The sequence below is a fragment of the Planotetraspora silvatica genome (assembly GCF_016863315.1).
Classification (GTDB): Bacteria; Actinomycetota; Actinomycetes; order Streptosporangiales; family Streptosporangiaceae; genus Planotetraspora; species Planotetraspora silvatica.
Window position 1 is genome coordinate 71,739 of sequence record NZ_BOOQ01000045.1, and the last position, 15,376, is coordinate 87,114.

Annotated in this window: 17 protein-coding genes; 11 read left to right on the forward strand and 6 right to left on the reverse strand. The window is 71.0% G+C overall.

Annotated features, from left to right (window positions below):
* Positions 1 to 79: 79 nt before the first annotated feature.
* Positions 80 to 526 carry a VOC family protein gene (locus Psi02_RS30365; RefSeq protein ID WP_203979261.1) on the forward strand — a complete coding sequence of 149 codons (447 nt, stop codon included), beginning with the start codon at positions 80 to 82 and terminating at the stop codon, positions 524 to 526.
* A 61-nt stretch (positions 527 to 587) separates the two neighbouring features.
* Here the strand turns inward: Psi02_RS30365 and Psi02_RS30370 are convergent, their stop codons facing one another.
* A complete protein-coding gene (locus Psi02_RS30370; RefSeq protein ID WP_203979262.1) occupies positions 588 to 1,523 on the reverse strand; it encodes an AraC family transcriptional regulator in 936 nt (311 codons plus the stop codon).
* Positions 1,524 to 1,604: 81 nt separating this feature from the next.
* Here Psi02_RS30370 and Psi02_RS30375 point away from each other — a divergent pair, with 81 nt between their 5' ends.
* The gene (locus tag Psi02_RS30375) at positions 1,605 to 2,438 is read left to right on the forward strand and encodes an NAD(P)H-binding protein (protein WP_203979263.1); all 834 of its coding nucleotides are present in this window, start codon (positions 1,605 to 1,607) and stop codon (positions 2,436 to 2,438) included.
* Complete coding sequence (locus tag Psi02_RS30380) at positions 2,438 to 2,914, forward strand: anthrone oxygenase family protein (RefSeq protein ID WP_203979264.1); 477 nt, start codon at positions 2,438 to 2,440, stop codon at positions 2,912 to 2,914. The genes Psi02_RS30375 and Psi02_RS30380 overlap by 1 nt, the downstream gene beginning before the upstream one ends.
* Before the next feature lie 63 nt (positions 2,915 to 2,977).
* On the opposite strand, the gene Psi02_RS40340 is transcribed toward Psi02_RS30380, so the two are convergent.
* Positions 2,978 to 4,057 (reverse strand): glycoside hydrolase family 75 protein, encoded by a 1,080-nt coding sequence (locus Psi02_RS40340; protein WP_239095291.1) that lies wholly within the window; start codon positions 4,055 to 4,057, stop codon positions 2,978 to 2,980.
* Positions 4,058 to 4,168: 111 nt separating this feature from the next.
* Positions 4,169 to 5,329: a low temperature requirement protein A gene (locus Psi02_RS30390; RefSeq protein WP_203979265.1), complete on the reverse strand. Its 1,161-nt coding sequence runs from the start codon at positions 5,327 to 5,329 to the stop codon at positions 4,169 to 4,171.
* A 235-nt stretch (positions 5,330 to 5,564) separates the two neighbouring features.
* On the opposite strand from Psi02_RS30390, the gene Psi02_RS30395 reads away from it, so the two are divergent.
* Genes Psi02_RS30395 through Psi02_RS30405 form a run of 3 tightly spaced genes read left to right on the forward strand, consistent with a single transcriptional unit; the run spans position 5,565 to position 8,580 of the window.
* On the forward strand, positions 5,565 to 6,230 hold the full coding sequence (locus Psi02_RS30395) for a class I SAM-dependent methyltransferase (RefSeq protein WP_203979266.1): 666 nt from the start codon (positions 5,565 to 5,567) through the stop codon (positions 6,228 to 6,230).
* Positions 6,231 to 6,242: 12 nt separating this feature from the next.
* On the forward strand, positions 6,243 to 7,727 hold the full coding sequence (locus Psi02_RS30400; protein WP_203979267.1) for an ATP-binding SpoIIE family protein phosphatase: 1,485 nt from the start codon (positions 6,243 to 6,245) through the stop codon (positions 7,725 to 7,727).
* 58 nt (positions 7,728 to 7,785) lie between these two features.
* Positions 7,786 to 8,580 carry an SDR family oxidoreductase gene (locus tag Psi02_RS30405; RefSeq protein ID WP_203979268.1) on the forward strand — a complete coding sequence of 265 codons (795 nt, stop codon included), beginning with the start codon at positions 7,786 to 7,788 and terminating at the stop codon, positions 8,578 to 8,580.
* On the opposite strand, the gene Psi02_RS30410 is transcribed toward Psi02_RS30405, so the two are convergent.
* Positions 8,551 to 9,570, reverse strand: coding sequence for a helix-turn-helix domain-containing protein (locus Psi02_RS30410; RefSeq protein ID WP_203979269.1), 1,020 nt, complete (start codon positions 9,568 to 9,570; stop codon positions 8,551 to 8,553). The two genes, Psi02_RS30405 and Psi02_RS30410, sit on opposite strands and share 30 nt — an antisense overlap.
* A 100-nt stretch (positions 9,571 to 9,670) precedes the next feature.
* Here Psi02_RS30410 and Psi02_RS30415 point away from each other — a divergent pair, with 100 nt between their 5' ends.
* Together Psi02_RS30415 and Psi02_RS30420 are read left to right on the forward strand one after the other, a co-directional pair.
* Positions 9,671 to 10,129 carry a rhodanese-like domain-containing protein gene (locus Psi02_RS30415; RefSeq protein ID WP_203979270.1) on the forward strand — a complete coding sequence of 153 codons (459 nt, stop codon included), beginning with the start codon at positions 9,671 to 9,673 and terminating at the stop codon, positions 10,127 to 10,129.
* Positions 10,130 to 10,169: 40 nt separating this feature from the next.
* On the forward strand, positions 10,170 to 10,385 hold the full coding sequence (locus tag Psi02_RS30420; protein ID WP_203979271.1) for a DUF6203 family protein: 216 nt from the start codon (positions 10,170 to 10,172) through the stop codon (positions 10,383 to 10,385).
* Here the strand turns inward: Psi02_RS30420 and Psi02_RS30425 are convergent.
* Positions 10,378 to 11,763 (reverse strand): MFS transporter, encoded by a 1,386-nt coding sequence (locus Psi02_RS30425; RefSeq protein ID WP_239095292.1) that lies wholly within the window; start codon positions 11,761 to 11,763, stop codon positions 10,378 to 10,380. The two genes, Psi02_RS30420 and Psi02_RS30425, sit on opposite strands and share 8 nt — an antisense overlap.
* 82 nt (positions 11,764 to 11,845) lie before the next feature.
* On the opposite strand from Psi02_RS30425, the gene Psi02_RS30430 reads away from it, so the two are divergent.
* On the forward strand, positions 11,846 to 12,397 hold the full coding sequence (locus Psi02_RS30430) for a TetR/AcrR family transcriptional regulator (RefSeq protein WP_203979273.1): 552 nt from the start codon (positions 11,846 to 11,848) through the stop codon (positions 12,395 to 12,397).
* Here Psi02_RS30430 and Psi02_RS30435 read toward each other — a convergent pair.
* Positions 12,372 to 13,367 carry a GlxA family transcriptional regulator gene (locus Psi02_RS30435; RefSeq protein WP_203979274.1) on the reverse strand — a complete coding sequence of 332 codons (996 nt, stop codon included), beginning with the start codon at positions 13,365 to 13,367 and terminating at the stop codon, positions 12,372 to 12,374. The two genes, Psi02_RS30430 and Psi02_RS30435, sit on opposite strands and share 26 nt — an antisense overlap.
* Positions 13,368 to 13,439: 72 nt before the next feature.
* Here Psi02_RS30435 and Psi02_RS30440 point away from each other — a divergent pair, with 72 nt between their 5' ends.
* Entirely contained in the window at positions 13,440 to 14,699 is a 1,260-nt protein-coding gene (locus Psi02_RS30440; protein WP_203979275.1) for an MFS transporter, read from the forward strand.
* Positions 14,696 to 15,358 carry a peptidyl-tRNA hydrolase gene (locus tag Psi02_RS30445; RefSeq protein ID WP_203979276.1) on the forward strand — a complete coding sequence of 221 codons (663 nt, stop codon included), beginning with the start codon at positions 14,696 to 14,698 and terminating at the stop codon, positions 15,356 to 15,358. The genes Psi02_RS30440 and Psi02_RS30445 overlap by 4 nt, the downstream gene beginning before the upstream one ends.
* Positions 15,359 to 15,376: the final 18 nt, after the last annotated feature.

Consider the following 15,376-nt stretch of genomic DNA (forward strand, 5'->3'; position numbering starts at 1 on the left):
CCCTGGGGCAAGGCGCCGCTCGGGCCGCGATCGTGGACACCGGATGCCGACCGGCATCCGGTATCGCTGAGGAGCGGACATGGTGGAGTACAAGCTCGAGGTGATCGTCCTGCCCGTCGCGGACGTCGACCGGGCCAAGGACTTCTACAAGCGGATCGGTTTCCGGGAGGACGTCGACTATGTGAGCGGCGCCGACTTCCGGGTCGTGCACTTCACCCCGCCGGGCTCCCGATGCTCGATCATCGTCGGCACCGGGATCGGTACGGTCCAGCCGGGCTCTGTGCAGAACCTGCACCTCATCGTGGAGGACATCGAAGAGGCGCGGGCCGACCTGGTCGGCCGCGGCGTCGAGGTGAGTGAGATCTTCCACGACGAGGGCGGCGTCTTCCACCACGCGGGGACCGAGAAGCGGGTGCCGGGCCTCCAGCCCGACCGGCGCTCCTACGGCTCGTTCGCCTCGTTCAGCGACCCGGACGGGAACGGCTTCGTCCTGCAGGAGGTCACCGAACGCCTGCCCGGTCGCTGAGCCGCTCGGGCCCGGGGAGGCGCGGAGCCTCCCCGGCGCATTCCGATCGGGCGCATTCCGATCAGGCGCGCGCCGACCGGTGTTCCTGGGGGCTGACCCCGTGGACGCGCTTGAAGGCGGTGCTGAGCGCGAACGGGCTGCCGTAGCCGACCTGCCTGGCCACCGCGCCGACCGTGGCGTCGGAGTCACGCAGCAGGTCCGCGGCCAGGGCGATGCGCCGGCTCGTGAGGTAGGTCATGGGCGGCTGGCCGACCATCTCGGTGAACCTCCGGGCCAGGGCCGCCCGGGAGACGCCCGTCCTGGCCGCCAGTGACGCGACCGTCCAGGGATGGGCCGGGTTGTCGTGGAGCAGCCGCAAGGCCGTGCCCACCACCGGATCGCCCTGGGCCTGGTACCAGGCCGGGGCGTTCGCCTCCGGCCGGGAGAACCACGCCCGCAGGACCGCGACCAGGAGGAGGTCGAGAAGCCGGTCGAGAATGACCTCCTGGCCAGGATCGTCCTTGACGATCTCGTCGCAGAGCAGCGGGATGAGCGAGGCGCCCGCGGCTCCCGCCGGGAGGGTCAGCGACGCGGGCAGCGCCGACAGCAGCCGCCCGCCGACCTCGCCGCCCACCTGGTAGGTGCCCGTCAGCATCATCGCCGCGCCGTCCGGGGCGTTGCCCCAGGTGCGGACGCCCAGGCTCATCGCGTCGCACAGGTCCTCGCCCGCAGGGGACGTGGTGCACCCGCCGGGACGGATCACGGCCTGCACCGGGGTGGCGGGGTCGTCGGACACGGTGTACGGGTCGGGGCCGCGCATGAGCGCGATCTCTCCCGGGCGGAGCCGTACGGTCTCGCCTCTGTCGGGGACGACCCAGGCGGTGCCCCGCACCATGGCGACGAGCGTGAGCGGCGCACGGTCCTCGACGCGGAGGGACCAGGGTGGGGCGAGGATCGAGCGGATCAGGAACGCTCCGCGGGCTCTCGGCCCGTCGAGGAGGCCGGCGAACGCGTCCATGCGCCAGAGTCTAGACACTCGGACATGCCATCGGGATTCTCAGCGATGGCCGGGAACGCCCGCACGGACTTCACTGGCCCTATGACAGGAAACGGAGACAAGAGGGCGACGCTGGTCGTCGGAGGCACCGGGAAGACCGGCCGTCGTGTGGCGGAGAGGTTGCGGGCGAGAGATCTGCCGGTGCTGGTGGGGTCCCGGTCCGGCGCGCCGCCGTTCGACTGGGACGATCCGGGCACGTGGGCCCCCGCGTTGCGCGGCGCCGATTCTGTGTACGTGACCTACTACCCGGATCTGGCGTTCCCCGGGGCGGCCGCCGCGATCCGCGACTTCTCGCGGCTCGCCGTGCAGAGCGGTGCGCGGCGGCTGGTCCTGCTGTCCGGCCGCGGCGAGCCCGAGGCGCAGGCCGCCGAACGTGAGCTGAGGGAGTCGGGCGCCGAGTGGACGATCCTGCGGGCCGCCTTCTTCTTCCAGAACTTCAGCGAGCACTTCCTCCTCGGGCCGGTGCTCGACGGTGAGATCGCGATGCCGGCGGGTGACGTCGCCGAGCCGTTCGTCGACGCCGAGGACGTCGCCGACGTCGCCGTCGCCGCGCTGACGGACGACCGCCACATCGGCGAGGTCTACGAGCTGACCGGCCCCCGGTTGCTGACCTTCGCCGACGCGGCCGCCGAGATCGGTGAGGCGGCCGGCCGGGACATCGCCTATGTGCCGGTCTCCCCGGAGGAGTACGCGGCCGCGCTGGCCGAGCACATGCCCGCGGACGAGGCGAGGCTGCTCACCGACCTGTTCGCCAGTGTGCTGGACGGGCGTAACGCCCATCTGTCCGACGGCGTCCGCCGGGCGCTGGGCCGGCCGCCCCGCGACTTCGCGGACTTCGCCCCCGACACCGCCGCCACCGGCGTCTGGGAGGCCTGATGTCCCCGGTGCTGCGCGACCTGGCCCTGTTCGCCGCCACGATGGCCACGGGTCTGATGGCCGGCCTCTTCTACGCGTTCACGATCGCGGTCATGCCGGGGCTGGCCGCATCCGACGACCGTACCTACGTGGTGGCGATGCGGCGGATCAACATCGCGATCCAGAACGGATGGTTCGGGATCGCCTTCGCGGGGTCGCTGCTGCTGACCCTCGCGGCGGCCCTCCTGCACCTCGGCGAGCCCGAGTTGCCCTGGCTGGGGGCCGCCTTCGTTTCCTACGGACTGGTCCTCGTCCTCACGTTCTCCGTCAACATCCCGCTCAACGTCGCGCTCGACAAGGTCGACGAGGCCGGTCGCGCGGCCGAGCACGCGGCGGCGCGCGAGCGGTTCGAAACGAAGTGGGTGCGCTGGAACCTCGCCCGCACTCTCCTCAACGTGGCGGCGTTCGGCTTCCTGATCTGGGCGCTCGCGTTGTGAACGCCCGCGGACGCGGACGTGCCCGCCCCACGCCGCACCGGGGGGCGGGCACGACTCGCGCGCTCAGTTGGCGGAGACGAACTGCTGGGAGAGTTGCTGGCCGAGGGTGACGGCCTGCTGGTGGTTCTCGACGGCCGAGACCTTGGTGCCCGAGCCGGTGAAGACGATGTACGTCACGGGGCCGTCGGTGCCGCCGGTGCTGGGATCGGGGTCGATGCCCAGGTCGGAGGCCGTCTTGTGGGACGCCTCCCCGATGATCTGGGTGGGTCCCGTGTCGCCGACGACCGCGTACTCGATCTTGCCGTTATAGATGACGGCGACCACCGTGCCGCAGCCGATTCCCTTCGACGTGTAGTTCCAGATACCGCTCGAACTCGGCACCACGACGTACGGGAGGGTCGCGGAGTTGAGTGGGGAGTCGCCCGTCGTGTGGCAGGCGGTGTCGGGGTAGAAGCAGCAGTCGGTGTTCTCGTTGCACTGGGTGGTGCGGACGCCGTCGCAGTCGATGTCCATGTCGGCCTTCCAGAACACCGCGCCGGTCTTCTGGCACACCGGCACCGTCGCCGTGCTGACGTCCTCGTCGGTCTTGTACTTGCCGTTGGAGATCTGCGAGCACGACGTCACCTTGGCCAGCAGCTGGTCGGCGGTGACGGTGCCGCCGCCTCCGCCGGGTGTGGTGGCGTCGATGTAGTCGAAGTTCGGGTTGCCGTCGGCGGTCGTGGCCGTGATCCGCACCTTGTTGGCGCCCGCGTTGAGGTTCGTGGTGATCGAGACGGTGGCCCAGGTGTCCCAGTTGCCGGTGCTGTTGAACGCGCGATTGGCGGAGACGACGGTGCCGTTGACCGCGACGTTCGCGGTGCGGGCCGGGCTCGTCCCGTTGGAGTAGCGGATCGCCAGGGTGGAGCTGCCGGCCGTGGCCGCGTTCACGGTCCACTCGGTGTAGCTGCCCGAGGCGTTGTCGCCGTTGACGAAGCCGCTGCCGGAGTAGCCGGCGTGGTTCGACTCGACCACGCCCTGGGAGACGACGGCGTTCTCCGCCTCCAGCCGGTTGGTCGCCGCGTTCGCGGAACCGCCGACGAACAGGCCGACGGCCACGAGACCCAGCGTCACCAGCGCTGATGCGAAGCGGGGGGTCCTTCGCATCGCTCACCTCCAGAAGTTAGGAAGCCTTACTAACAATTGGCGGCTACGGTAGATCGAGAGTCAGGATCTGGTCAAGTCCCGAGAAAGGATGAAAAAATCCTGCTTGTCAGGTCACTCCGGGCGAGACGCACGTCTGTGGCCGACGGAGCCCCAGAGCGCGACCGCGACGACGACCGCCGTCGCGGCGGCTGCCACCGCGAGCGGCGGCGCGACGAGCCCGGCGGGAGCCAGGGCGATCAGGGCCGCCAGCCCGGCGAGATGGGACGTGGGGAAGCGCCCCCAGAGCACGCGCTTGAACAGGGCGTGCCCGGCGAGGAAGAGCGCCGGCCCGCCCAGAACGGTCAGGGTGACCTCGACGCCGGTCTCGCCCGGATGGCTGATGACCAGCTCGTCGCCGACCGCGGACACGACGATGCCCGCGACCATGGGCAGGTGGAGGAAGGTGTAGGCGGAGCGGGCCAGCCTGCCGGGATCGTCGGCGGAGGAGATCACGCGGCTGCCCGCCGTGGCGCTGCGCCCGAAGTAGACCCACCACAGGCCGGCGCTTCCCGCGAACGAGACCGCGAAGGCCGCCGCCGAGGAGGCGGACATGGCCTGGCCGAAGGTCGATCCGGTGACCAGGATCGACTCCCCGAACGCGATGATCAGGAACAGCTGGCAGCGTTCGGCCATGTGCGCACCGTCGATGGACCAGTCCGTCGTCGCCGACCTGCCGAGCCCCGGCGTCACGAACCCCACCCAGGGCGCCACCAGGTCCGCGCCGACGGCGGCCGCCCACAGCAGTTCGCGTGCCGGTGCCTCCGCCAGGCCGCCGGTGATCCAGAAGACGCCGGACAGGAGCGCCCAGGCCAGCACCCGGGCGAGATTGCGGCGCAGGGGTGTGTTCCGGGGCGCGGCGATCACCGAATGGGCGGTGCGGCCGATCTGGATCGCGACGTACGCGCAGGCGAACAGCAGGCCGTTCCGGCCGAAGGCGTCGGGCAGCGCGGCGGACATGATGAGGCTGACCAGCATGACGCCGCCGAGCACCAGCCGGACGGAGGAACGTTCAGGGTCGAACCAGTTGGTGTGCCATGCCGTGTAGACCCAGGCCCACCAGACGGCGAGCAGCAACAGCCCGGTCTGGGCCGCGCCGTGCCACGTCAGATGGGCGAGCAGCAGGTGCGAGAGCTGCGTGATCGCGAAGACGTACACGAGGTCGAAGAAGAGCTCGGGGAAGGTGACGCGGCCGCCTGTGGTCCGTGAGCGCAGCAGGCCTGTGTCCGTCGTCACGGATCACACGTTAGGGATCTTCCGTATGAAACGGAAGTAGATGGGGGGTTATCTCCACGTTGATGGTCATATCTCTCGAATGCCGGTATTCGTGCGAACAGGGCGCATTGACAAACGGTCTTGACGGCGCAGAACTGGGATAATGCCGAATTTATGGTGAAATGACTTGACTGGAATAGGGGGCACCCCCTATTCAAGAGAAGGCGGAGACGGCTGAGCACCATTGGTGGCATAGATGACAATCGAATCTGGTTCGGGTAACGCCCGGCAGGAGTACCGCGCACTGCAAGCCGAGGCGTTTAACCGCATCGGCGTTCGATACGACGACGCATTTCCCCATAAAGAGGGACAAGTTGCCGCCGGGGAGTGGTTGATCAAGCAGCTCAAGCCCGGCTCACGTGTCCTCGACGTGGGTTGCGGAACCGGAGCCCCCACCGCGCGGCAATTCGCCCAGGCCGGGTGTGAGGTGACCGGCATCGACATCTCCCCGGTCATGCTCGAGATCGCCCGGGAGAACGTCCCCGAAGGCACGTTCCTGGAGCGCGACGTGCTCGAACTGGACGGCTCGCTCGGCACCTTCGACGCGGTGACCGCGTTCTTCGCCCTGCTGATGTTGCCCCGGGCCGATATCACCGCCGCCCTCGGCAAGATCCACGCGGCGCTCGCGCCCGGCGGGCTGTTCTCGCTGAGCATGGTGGAGATCGACCTCGACGATGTTCCCTTCCAGTTCCTCGGGGCGCCGGTGCGGGTGACGGGCTACCTGCGCGACGAGATGCGCGCGGCGGTCGAGGACGCCGGTTTCACCGTCCTGACCGAGAACCACATCTCCTACGCGCCGGCGACCACCCAGGCCCCACCGGAGATCCAGCTGTTCTTCAACTGCCGGCGCGAGCAGTTCTGAGCGGCAGCACCCGTGTCCTGGGACGGGGAGTCGCTCGCGTTCCTCAGCTTCATGAGCGACGCCGTACAGGCGATCGGGGACAGCCCCGAGCCGGAGCAGGCCACCAGGCTCTTCTGCGAGGCGGCGGTGCCCCGGCTGGCCGACGCCGCCGCGGTCTACCTCGACGGAGGCGCGCAGCAGCACCGGGTCGACCCCGGAGGACGGCTGCCGCCGCGATGGACCGGTGACCGGGCGGGCGCCCCGGAATCGGTGGACGAGCGCCTGATCGTGGTACCCCTCCGCGCGTACGGCAGGCCGGTCGGCTCCGCCGTGCTCGCACGGGACCGGGAGCGGTCGCCGTTCGCCGAGGTGGACCTGCTCGCCGCCCGGCAGCTCGGCGTGCCCGCCGCCCTGACCGTCTTCCACGGCCGACTGCACCGCCGGCAGCTCGAGACGGTGGAGACCCTGCAGCGGGGGATGCGCCCCGGGAGCCCGCCCGACCTGCCCGGGCTGGAGATCTCCTTCCGATACCAGCCCGCGGCGGAACGGGTCGGCGGCGACTGGTTCGACGTCATCCCGCTGCCCGGCAGCCGGGTCGCGCTGATCGTGGGCGACGTGATGGGCCACGGGCTCGCCGCCGCCGCGGTGATGGGGCAGCTTCGCACGGCCGTCCAGACGCTCGCCTCCCTCGACCTGCCGGCCGAGCAGGTGCTCCACTCGCTGGACGAGATGGCGCAGCGGCTGGCCGCCCAGACGCTGACGACCTGCGTCTACTGCGTGTACGACCCGGTGCTCCGGCGTTGCACGATCGCCAACGCGGGTCACCTGCCGCCGGTCCTCGTCAGGGCGGACGGCAAGGCCGAGGTGCTGACGCCGCCTCGCTGCCCGCCGATCGGTCTCGGGCGCACCCCGTTCGAGACGATGGAGATCGCCGCGGACGACGACAGCATGCTCGTCCTCTACACCGACGGCCTGGTGGAGGAGCGCGGGCAGGACATCGGGCAGAGCGTGGACACGTTGTGCCGCAAGTTGTCCACCGGCGCGCCCATGGAGGAGCTGTGCGACGGCGTCCTTCCGCCGGCCAGGTCCGACGACGTCACGCTCCTCGCGATCAGGTTCAAGGGCATCCCGAGCAACGACGTCGCCCAGTGGCTCGTCGAGCCGCAGCCCATGACGCCGGGACGGGTGCGCCGCCTGGTCCGCAGGACGCTCGCCATGTGGGGGCTCGAGTCGATGATCCCGATCGCGCAGCTGCTCGCCTCGGAGCTCGTGACCAACGCCGTCCGCCAGACGTCCCGGCCGATCACCATCAGGTTGATGCGGACCGACGCCCTGCTGTGCGAGGTCAGCGACGACGACCACCGCATGCCGATCATGCGGGAGCCCGGCGCCCTCGACGAGGACGGCCGGGGGCTCTACCTCGTCAGCCAGCTCGCCGGCCGGTGGGGGACCAGCCGGGTGGCGGGAGGCAAGACGGTGTGGTTCTCCCTGCCCATCCCCGACGGCCGGGCGCGTTGACGCCCGGCGTGGCGGGCGCGTAGGTTCCGATACCGACTGGTCGGTTCGGAGGGGTCGCATGCGAGTTCAGGACAAAGTGGTCGTCGTGACCGGCGCGGCGAGCGGGATCGGCCGCGCCATGGCGCTGCGGTTCGCCGAAGAGGGAGCGGCCGGAATCCTCGTGGCCGACCTGGACGAGGCGGGCGCGGCCGCCGTCGCCGAGCGGATCGGCGAACGCGCGCTGGCCCTCAGGGCCGACGTGAGCGTCGAGGACGACGTCCGGGCGATCGTCGACACCGCGGAGCGCTCCCTCGGCCCGATCGGCCTGTTCTGCTCCAACGCCGGGATCATCACCGGCCACGGCGTGGAGGAGGCGTCCGACGAGGAGTGGTCGCGCACCCTCGCGGTCAACACCCTCGCCCACGTCTACGCGGCCCGCGCCGTGATCCCCGCCATGGTGGAGCGCGGCGGCGGTTACCTGCTCAACACCTGCTCGGCCGCGGGCCTGGTGAGCTGCCCGGGTGACGCGCCGTACGCCGTGAGCAAGGCCGCGGCGATCTCCTTCGCCGAGTGGGTGGCCATCCACTACCGGGCCAAGGGCATCGGGGTGAGCGTGTTGTGCCCGCAGGGTGTGCGCACCGGGATGATGCGCGAGGACCTGCTGGATGAGAACCTCACGGCCCGTGCCGTCATCTCCTCCGGAGCCCTGCTCGAACCCGAGGAGGTCGCCGGCCACGTGGTCGACGGCCTGGACGCGGAGCGGTTCTACATCCTCCCCCATCCGGAGGTGGCCGGCTTCTTCCAGATGAAGGCCGGTGACCCCGACCGCTGGCTCAGCGGGATGTCACGCTTCGTGGAGTCGCTCGCCCGCTGAGATGGGGTGCCCGTCCCGAGGAGACCGGCGGTTGAACGCCCGCCGGTACGCTGAGGGCGACGTGCGCATCGAACGGGTGAAATGGTGGCGGAACGTCACCGGGCTCTCGAAACCGACCGCGGTCGCGATCTCCTCGACCGGTACCGCCGTCGTCTCCAGCAGGGGCAGGCTGGCCGTGATCCGCTGCGAGATGACCCACCGGAGCGGGCTGGTCCCGGTCCGGCGGTTGAAATGGCGGACGAAGCTCCGCGGCGACATCCGCGCCACTCCGGCGAGCACGGCCACCGTGATCGGCTCGGCGAGATGGGCCAGGGCCCACTCCATCGTCCGGCCTACGGCGTCGTCCTCCTCCACCGGGGTGACCGCGGCCTCGATGAACTGGGCCTGACCGCCATCGCGGTGCGGCGGGACGACCATCCGCCGGGCGACCGCGTTGGCCACGCTCGGCCCGTGGTCCAGCCGGACGAGGTGGATCAGCAGGTCGATCCCGGCGGCGCTGCCCGCGCTGGTGAGGACGTCCCCGCCGTCCACGTAGAGCACGCCGGGGTCGACCCTGACCTCGGGAAAACGTTCCTGGAGGAGGCCGGCGTACTTCCAGTGGGTCGTCGCCTTCCTGCCGTCGAGCAGTCCCGCCGCGGCGAGGGCGAAGGCCCCGGAGCAGATCGAGACGATCCGGGCCCCGCGATCGTGTGCCGTCCGCAGCGCCGCGACCAGGCCGGGGGAGACCTCGCCGCGGACGTCGGGCACGCCGGGGACGATGACCGTCCGGGCCGCGGCGAAGTCCTCCAGGTCGCGGGCCGCCTGGATCGTGAAGCCGCCGACGGCCCTGAGCGGCCCGGCGGACTCGGCGCAGACCTCCAGGTCGTACCACGGGATGCCCAGTTCCGGCCGGGGCAGGCCGAACAGTTCGACCACGCAGCCCAGTTCGAAGGGGCTCATCCCGTCGAAGGCCAGGACCGAGACCGTACGGTTGCCACGGCGCTCGAGCATGGCTGGATATTAGCGAGATGGGGCATTCATGCCACTCCTCGGGCCGGGTTCCCGCCCGGGATCCTTGCTTCCAGAACGAACCGAGATCTGGGAGCGGAAGATGTCCTTCGTCACGAGCACTCCGGCGGCCGTCGCGGCCGACGCGGTCGCGCACTTCTCCGGGCGCCTGTCATACGAGGCGGATGTCTCCGACGTGCACGCCGATCTCGCTGCGGGCGAGCCCGGCATCGTCGTCGTGGACTCCCGCGGGGACGAGAGCTGGCGGCAGGGCCGGATCAGGGGCGCCGTGCACCTGCCCACGGGTCAGATCGCCGAGCGGGCCGCTTCGATCATCCCCCGGGACGTCACCGTGGTGACGTACTGCTGGGGGCCCGGCTGCAACGGCGCGACCCGGGCCGCGCTGGAGTTCGCCAGGCTCGGGTATCCCGTCAAGGAGATGATCGGCGGTTTCGAGTACTGGGCACGTGAGGGATTCCCCGTCGAGACCGACGACGGCGTGGAACGCCGGCCGGCCGACCCCCTGACCGCTCCCGTCGGCGGCATCGCCTGCGACTGCTGACGGCCACATGAAAGGGCAGGTCTCGGGTAGTCGAACCGGTATGAAGCGGATACTTCAGCTCTTCGCCACCCGCTGGCTCGCCCGCACGCCGCTGGGCCTCATCGTTCTCGGCATCGGCTGGTGGATCATGCGGAAGAGGCGCGCGGACCGGGAGGGACGAGCCCCCGGCATGCGCGAGCCGGGTCGCGGGCCTCGCGATCCCTCCATGTACCGGGGGCCTTCCGACCGCGGCCGCCGCAGGTCGCGGGTCAGCTAGCCGGGCGCGGCGGTCTGAGGGCGAGGGCCGCCGTGACCAGGGCGAGCGCGGCGAACACCGCGCCGCCGCCGAAGGCGACCGCGATGCCGTGGACGAGGGGCCCGTGTCGTACGGCGGAGCCGTACACGGTGACGAGGGCCGCGGAACCCAGCGCCCCACCGGCCCAGACCGTCGTCTGCGCCAGTCCGGAGGCCGCGCCGGACTCCTGAGGGGCGACTCCCGTGAGGATGGTGGCGTTGAGCGGCATGAAGCTGAGGCCGCCGCCGAGCCCGAGCAGGACCATCGGGCCGAACAGACCGCCGAGGTAGCCCGTGTCCGCGGAGACCTGAGTCAGCCACGCCATCCCGGCGAGGCTCACGGTGACGCCCGCGAGGACGATCCGCCTGGCGCCGAAACGCGGCAGCAGGCGCGGAACGACCCGGACGACCGAGAACTGGGTGACCGCCATCGGCAGGAACGCGAACCCCGCCGCCAGCGGGTCCATGTGGAGCACCCACTGGACGAACTGGGTCATGAAGAAGAAGAAACCGAACATGCCCGCCGCCAGGAGCAACTCGATCAGATAGGCGGCCGAGCGGGCGCGGTCGGCCAGCAGGCGCAGGGGCATGATCGGCTGCCGTGCCCGGGTCTCCACCGCGACGAACGCCCCGAGCAGCACGAGCGCGGCGGCCAAGCCCGGCAGTGCCTCGCGCCAGCCGCTGTCGGCCGCGGTGATCAGGGCGTAGACCAGCGACACCATGCCGCCCGTCACGGTGGCCGCCCCGGCGAGGTCGAACCGGCCGGGATGCGTGACCGGGCGGGCGATGAACCGAGGGGCCAGCACGACGACCGCCATGCCGATCGGGACGTTCACGAAGAACACCCAGCGCCAGGACGCGGCGTCGGTGAGCACGCCGCCGAGGATGAGCCCGATCGCCCCTCCCGCGCCGGTCACGGCGGAGTAGACGCTGATCGCGCGGTTCCGCGCGGCTCCCTCCGTGAACGTGGTGGCGATCAGGGCGAGGATGCTCGGCGCGGCGATCGCGGCGCCCACACCCTGTACGGCCCTGGCCGCGAGCAGACCCCATTCGGCGGTGGCCAGGCCGCCCAGCAGGGAGCCGAGGGTGAAGACGACCACTCCCGCGGTGAAGACCCTGCGCCGGCCGAGGATGTCACCGGCCCGTCCTCCGAGGAGGAGCAGCCCGCCGAACGCGAGCAGGTACGCGTTCATGACCCATGACAGGCCGGTGGGGGAGAAGCCGATGTCCTGCTGGATCTCGGGCAACGCGATGGTGACGATCGTGGAGTCCAGACCGATCATGAGCTGGCAGGTCACGACGATCGCGAGGGCCACGCGGGGGTGCGCCGCCGTACGAGGGGATACGGTGAGCGTCGACAAACGAGCCTCCAGGAGATTAAGTGGAGGAAGCCTCCGAATCGCAATATACGGAGGGTGCCTCCGCTTTGCAAGGGTGTCGACTATGAGCAGGCCCATGCGCGCCGACGCGCGCCGCAACTACGACCGTCTGCTGGAGCAGGCCCGGGAGCTGTTCGGGCAGGACGGCCCCGACGCGCCGATGGAGGAGATCGCCCGCCGCGCGGGTGTCGGGATCGGGACGCTCTACCGGCACTTCCCGACGCGCCAGGCCCTCCAGGAGGCGGTCTACCGGGACCAGATCGAGATCCTCGCCGCGGAGGCGGAGGAGCTCGCGTCGCTCCCGGATCCCGGGGAGGCGCTGGCCCGGTGGCTGCACTCGACGCTCGCCCACGCCGCCGCCAAGCGCGGGCTCAACACGGCGCTGGTGGCCACGCTCGGCCGGGAGTCCGAGCTGTTCGCCACCTGCCGTGACCTGCTCAACCGCGCCGCCGGACTGCTTCTCGGCAAGGCTCAGGCGGTGGGAGCCGTACGCAAGGATCTGGAAGTCGCGGAGCTGTTCAAGGTGATCCACGCCCTGTCGGTCGCGACGGAGCAGTCGCCCGAACTCGCCGACCGCATGGTCACGCTCGTCATCGAAGGGCTGGGGAGCCGGTAGCGCCGACCGTGTCGGCGAACGGCGTGCGGAAGGTCTGACGGTAGGCCAGGGGCGAGACTCCCACGGCCGTGTGGAGGTGCTGCCGCAGCGAGACCGCCGTGCCGAAGCCGGCCTGCCGGGCGATCACGTCCACGGGGAGGTCGGTCGTCTCCAGCAGATGGCGGGCGCGCTCCACCCGCAGCCGCGTCAGCCACCTGGCCGGACTCAGGCCGGTCTCCTCACGGAACCGCCGCGTGAACGTCCGGACGCTCATCCGGGCGTGCGAGGCCAGGGCGGCCAGGTCCAGCGGGTCGTGCAGGCTCTCCAGCATCCAGGCGCGGGTGGCGGCCGTGCTCGTGCCCGCCGGGTCGGGAAGCGGGAGTTCGATGTACTGCGCCTGGCCCCCCTCCCTGAACGGCGCGGTCACGCAGCGCCTGGCCGTACGGTTGGCGACCCCGCTGCCGTGGTCACGCCGGATGACATGCAGGCACAGGTCGATTCCCGAGGAGACGCCCGCCGAGGTCAGGATGTCGCCGTCGTCGACGAACAGCACATCCGGCGTGAGCCGTACACGCGGGTAGAGCGTGCGGAACAGGTCGGCGTTGCGCCAGTGCGTCGTCGCGGGCCGGTCGTCGAGCAGGCCCGCGGCGGCAAGCACGAACGCGCCGGTGCAGATGGACAGGATCCGGCTGCGCCGCGCCGCCTCCCGAAGCGCGTCCCGCAGGTCCGGGTCGATGGTGCCGTCCGTCATGACCGAACCGCTGTGGACCCCAGGGATCACCACCGTGTCGGCGCTCGCCAGCACCCCGAGGTCGTGGTCGGGCACCACGCTGAACCCCGCGGCCGAGGTCCGCACCGGCAGCCCGCCGGGCGTGCAGGTGACCACCTCGTAGAGGGGATCCGGATCGACGGCGCACCAGAACACCTGGCCCGGGATGCCGACGTCGAGAGTGGCGAAGTCGTCCAGGACCACTACGGCGATGCGATGCATGGCCTGATTCTTTCACATATTGGCCATCCGGCCACTGGCCGGGTGGAACGCCGCCGTTCAGGATTGGGGCCCATGAGATCGCTGCATCGCGCCTGGATCGTGGCCGCCGTCGCCTTCGTCGCCATCATCGGGGCCGCGGGCTTCCGGGCCACCCCCGGCGTGTTGATCACGCCGCTTCAGGACGAGTTCGGGTGGACGAGGGGCACGATCTCGCTCGCGGTCTCGGTCAACCTGATGTTCTACGGCCTCTTCGCGCCCTTCGCGGCGGCCCTGATGGACCGGTTCGGGATGCGGCGGGTGGTGACCCTCGCCCTGCTGCTGGTCGCGGCGGGCAGCGGCCTCACCATCTACATGACCGCGAGCTGGCAGCTCATCGCCCTGTGGGGGGTGCTGGTCGGGGCGGGAACGGGCTCGATGGCGCTCGTCTTCGCGGCCACGCTCACCGACCGGTGGTTCGTCCGCCATCGCGGGCTCGTCACCGGGGTGCTGACGGCCGGCGGCGCCACGGGTCAGCTCGTCTTCCTTCCGGTGCTCGCGCACATGGCCGAGATGCAGGGCTGGCGGACCGCGGCGCTGACCGTGTCGGCCGCGGCCCTCGCCGTCGTCCCGCTCGTGTGGTTCCTGCTCCGCGACACCCCGGAGGAGGTCGGCCTGACCGCGCTCGGCGCCACCGAGCCCGCCGTACGGCCCGCCGGCGGGGGAGCGGCCGCGCGGGCGGTCAGGGTGCTGGGCCAGGCGGCTCGGCGCAGGCAGTTCTGGTACCTCGTGGGCGGCTTCGCGATCTGCGGGGCCAGCACGAACGGGCTGGTGGGCACCCACTTCATCCCGGCGGCGCACGACCACGGCATGGGCGAGACCGCGGCCGCGTCGCTGCTCGCGGTCATCGGCGTCTTCGACATCGTGGGAACCGTGGCCTCCGGCTGGCTGAGCGACCGGGTCGACTCGCGGATCCTGCTCACCTTCTACTACACGCTCCGCGGCCTGTCGCTTCTGGTCCTGCCGCAGTTGTTCGCCGCGACGACCCAGCCGAGCATGCTGGTGTTCATCATCTTCTACGGCCTCGACTGGGTGGCGACCGTGCCTCCGACGGTGGCCCTGTGCCGCAAGATCTTCGGTCGGGAGGGGTCGGTGGTCTTCGGCTGGGTGTTCGCCTCGCACCAGGTCGGCGCGGCCATCGCGGCGAGCGTGGCCGGTGTGACCAGGGACCATCTCGGCAACTACGACCTCGCGTGGTACGGCGCTGGAGTGTTGTGCCTGTTCGCCGCGCTGATGTCGTTCCGCGTCATCACCGGGACAGGCCAGAACCGGAAGGCTGCGATCCTGGTCGGGTGACCGAACGTGTACTTCCCCTCGTGGTCAGGATCGAGCGCGCCGCCCCACCGGAGCGGACCGACGCGCTCGAGGCCGCGGCGACGGCCGTGCTGAGCCTGCTCGACCCCCTCCAGGACCACAGGGACGCCTGGGACGAGGCCATCGTCGAATGGGAGGACCACCGGATCAGGAAGGTGGTCAGACGGGCGCGGGGCGCGGAGTGGCGGCGCGTGCTGGCGCTGCCCGGCATCACCGTGACGGTGCGCACGGCGGAGGTCCGCGTCCATCCGCCGGTGCCCCTGGACGACTGGCCCAAGGACCTGTCGCGCCTGCAGGTCTCCGGCACCGATCTCGCCGACTCCGCGCCGCCGCCGTCCGCCGCGGACGGGCCGGTGCTCTGGGTCAACCCGCACCTCGACATGACCGCCGGCAAGGCGATGGCTCAGGCGGGGCACGGTGCGCAGCTCGCGTGGTGGGGATCCGACGAGTCCGCCCGGGCCGCGTGGAGGGACCGCGGGTTCGCGACGGCCGTGCGGACGGCGGGTCCGGACGAGTGGTCCACGCTGGTGGACAGCGGCCTCCCGGTCGTCAGGGACGCCGGCTTCACGGAGATCGAACCGGGCTCCGTGACGGTGGTCGCCGACGCCCCCTGGCTGCGGCTGGGCGTTTTCGAAGTGTGATCGAGATCGGACGCGAAA